The 3052-nt window shown below is 64.7% G+C and carries 1 protein-coding gene; it reads right to left on the bottom strand.

Translation table 11 applies throughout. The annotated features are described in order from the left end of the window. Positions 1-3041: autotransporter outer membrane beta-barrel domain-containing protein (locus tag EN964_RS30300; RefSeq protein ID WP_164776092.1), on the bottom strand; the 3041-nt coding region annotated here is incomplete at its 3' end. Between the last annotated feature and the right edge of the window lie 11 nt (positions 3042-3052).

The following is a 3052-nucleotide window of genomic DNA, read 5'->3' as shown; positions in this document are numbered from 1 at the left end:
GACGGAACGGACCCGATCTCGTCGGAGCCTTGAGCAGCGCCCACCCAAGACCGGTTGCCGAGGCGCTGCTGCAGGGTGTCCAGTTCGTTGAGACTCTGCAGGACGCCCGCATAGGCCTCATAGATCGGTACGGCCGGCGAATAGAGTGGGTTCGGCGATCCATTGATCAGCGCCGAACGCAGATACCAGTCACCGTCCGCCGGCGTACTGACACCGTTCTTGTAGAGCCGGTAGGCATAGGCGCCGCTGACCACGGCCTGGTCGCCCTGGAAGACATAGTCGCCAGCCAGCGAGAAGGTGCCGGCCGAGGTTCCGTCGATATCGACGATCTTGACGCCCTCGATGGTCTGCGCCCCCGCTCCGCCGACATTACCTACCGCAAAAATGCCGGTGCCGGAGGTGCTACCATGGATGACGACCTTGTCGGTGGTCGAGGCATCGCCATCGAGCGCGGCATTGAGGAAGATGGTTCCGCCATTGCCGGTGTAATCGCCATTGATCGTCAGCGTCGTGCCGGGCGCGGTGCCCAGCCGCACCGAGCCTGCGTTGCCGAGCGAAGCCACGGTTTGGTTAAAGCCGGCGAGGTCGAGCGTTGCACCTGAGGCAACCGTGTATGCCGACGCGGCGCCAAGCGCGTCGACGGTACCGGCCGCCAAGGTGCCCTGCTGCACGCCAGTTGCACCGGCGAAAGCGGAGTCGCCTGAGGCCAGCACAAGGGTTCCATCGCTGGCTTTGGTGAATGCACCCGACCCGGTCAGCGCGCCGTTCAGCGTCAAGGTCGTGGCGGCGGCGGTCGAGACGGTGCCGGAGCTCATCACATTCAGCGCACGAGAGGTAGCAAAACTGTTGGTCGCGCTGAGCGTGCCGCCGTCGAGGCTGAGCCCGCCGGCGGCGTCGCCAAGATTGGCATCGGCAGCAACCTGCAGCGTGCCGCCATTGATCGCCGTGCCGCCGGTGTAGGTGTTGGTGCCGGTCAGCACCAGCGTGCCGCGGTCGGATTTGACAAGCTGCGCGTCGCCCGAAAGAACGGAGGCGATCGTGGCCGTCATGCCGGCGCCCGCCGCAGTACCGTCGCCGACGACGATGCTGCTGGATGGTCCGGTGAGCTCGACGGCATTGCCCTGGACACTATAGCCATCGGTCATGAACTGCATGCCAGAGGCAGTTACGTGGCCCAAGCCTTCATCCACCATCACCGTGCCGGCCTGGCCGGCAAAGATGGCGAAGGAAGCGTCGGCGTAAGGGGCATTGATGGTGCCCGTCTCATTGGCCCAGTTGTCATTGCCGGCCGAAGCCTGCCAGACGCCGTCGCCGCCATTGATCACGCCGTTGTTCTTGGGGCCGGCAGCGCCATCCCAGTAGTTGAAGGTCAGGCCTTCGGTGTTGACGAGGTTCACTTGGTGATCGATCGATGTCTGGATCGAATAACCCGTCGACGGGATCGTGCCCACGGCGAGGCCGTTGTTGGTGAGAGTGCCGTCATAGCTGAAGACACGGTAGACGCCTGGCCCGAAGGTTCCGCCTGCGCTCGTGGTGACGTTGAGCGTGCCGTCGAGGACGAGGTTGCCGCCCACTGTCGTCAGGTCATTGAGCGCCCCACCGACGACGTTCGCCTCGCCGAAGGAATAGTTGAGGATCGAGCCGCTGGAGAGATTGAGATTCCCAGCGATCGCCAGCGTGCCTGGGGTGTCGTCGGCCGAGCCGGGTGACAGGGTCGCCCCGTCGGCGACCGTGATAGCGCCGCCGATCGCGCCCTTGCCGCCGATGGTCGCGCCGCTCGCAACCGAGACCGCGCCCGTCGCACCACCGTTGTCGCCATCGACATAGAGGCCGCCGGCCGTGACCATGGTCGACCCGGCATAGCTGTTGGAGCCGGTCAGGGTGAGTGCTCCGGCGCCCGTCTTGTTAAAACCGCCAGCGCCGGTGAGCGGGCCCGAAAGGATGAGATCCGCATCGGTCTGGAAAGTGCCGACACCCGAATTGAGAGTGACGTCACGCGCCGAGGTGAAGGCCGCGGTGGTCTGCAGCGTTGCGCCATCGTCCAGGCTCAAGCCGCCAGAGGTATCGCCCAGATTGGCATCCGCCGAAACCTGCAGCGTGCCGCCCTTGATGGCCGTGCCGCCGGTGTAGCTGTTGGTGCCGGTAAGCACCAGCGTTCCAAGATCCGTCTTCACCAGTTGAGTCGCACCTGTGAGGTTCGATGCGATGGTTCCGCTGAAGCCTGCCCCGACCAGCGTGCCGTCGCCGACCCGGATGGTCGACTGCGGCCCGAGCAATTCGATGTCCTGTCCCTGGACCACATACCCGCCGGTCGCGAACTGCATGCCCACGGCCTGCACCTGGCCATTGGTGTTGTCGACGCTGACCATACCGGCTGCGCCGGCAAAGATGGCAAAGCTGCCATTGGTGAAGGCCGCGTTCAGGTTGCCATCCGAACCGGTCCAGTTGTCGTCTCCAGCGGCCCGCCAGGTTCCGTTTCCTCCGTTGACAACGTCATTGCTTTTTGGACCGGCGTCGCCATCCCAGAAATTGAGGGTCTGGCCGCTGATGTCGACGAGGTTGACCTGGCCCGCGACCGACGTCTGCACCACGTGGTTGGCCGATGTTGTGTCCAGCCCGTTGTCGGCAAGCGCGCCGTCATAGCTGATGACGCGATAGATGCCCGGCCCGAAATTGCCGCCCGGGGCTTCCGTGACATTGATGGTGCCATCGAGCGTCAGATTGCCATGCACGACGGTCAGATCGTTGTAAGCGCCGCCGACCACGCCCGCCTGGCCGAACGAATAGTCGAGGTTCGACCCGGAGGCCAGATCAAGACTGCCATTGATCGTGAGCGTGCCGGGCGTGGCGCCAAGGCCGCCAGGAGCCAGTCTGCCTGCCACGTCAACAAGGACGTCACCGCCGACAACGCCCGTGCCGCCAAGCGTACCCGCGGCGACGATGGTCTGTCCGCTCGCGGCAGTCTGGTCTCCATTGATGTAGAGCCCACCGCCACCGTTGATGATGGTGAAGCCGGAATAGCTATTCTCGGCCGTGAGCACGGTGGTCCCCG

It is taken from the genome of Mesorhizobium sp. M7A.F.Ca.CA.001.10.2.1 (genome assembly GCF_003998575.1).
Taxonomy (GTDB): Bacteria; Pseudomonadota; Alphaproteobacteria; order Rhizobiales; family Rhizobiaceae; genus Mesorhizobium.
Note: the sequence above shows the minus strand (reverse complement) of the source record. Positions and strands in the feature narration are given on the sequence as shown.